Source organism: Janthinobacterium sp. LS2A, assembly GCF_036543145.1.
Lineage (GTDB): Bacteria > Pseudomonadota > Gammaproteobacteria > Burkholderiales > Burkholderiaceae_D > Janthinobacterium > Janthinobacterium aestuarii.
In genome coordinates this window covers 1-201 of record NZ_JAZHPB010000040.1, presented here as the reverse complement: position 1 = coordinate 201, position 201 = coordinate 1, and the positions used below count along the sequence as shown (strand labels likewise).

Sequence of the window (201 nt, the reverse complement as noted above, 5' to 3'; positions counted from 1 at the left end):
AAAAAAAAGCCAGACCGGAGTCTGGCTTCGAGAGACTGGCCGCGAGCGGCCGGGTCAATATTATTGCAGCAGGGACATGACCATCGAGGACATGCTGTTGCTTTGTTTCAGCATCGCGGTGCCAGCTTGCAGCAGCATTTGCGACGACGTCATGTTCGAGCTTTCGGTAGCGAAGTCGGTGTCCATGATGCGGCCGGTAGC

1 protein-coding gene is annotated in these 201 nt (G+C 56.2%); it reads right to left on the bottom strand.

The annotated features are described in order from the left end of the window. Positions 1-60: 60 nt before the first annotated feature. Positions 61-186, bottom strand: coding sequence for a flagellin (locus V3C40_RS28320; protein ID WP_442907327.1), 126 nt, complete (start codon positions 184-186; stop codon positions 61-63). Positions 187-201 lie beyond the last annotated feature (15 nt).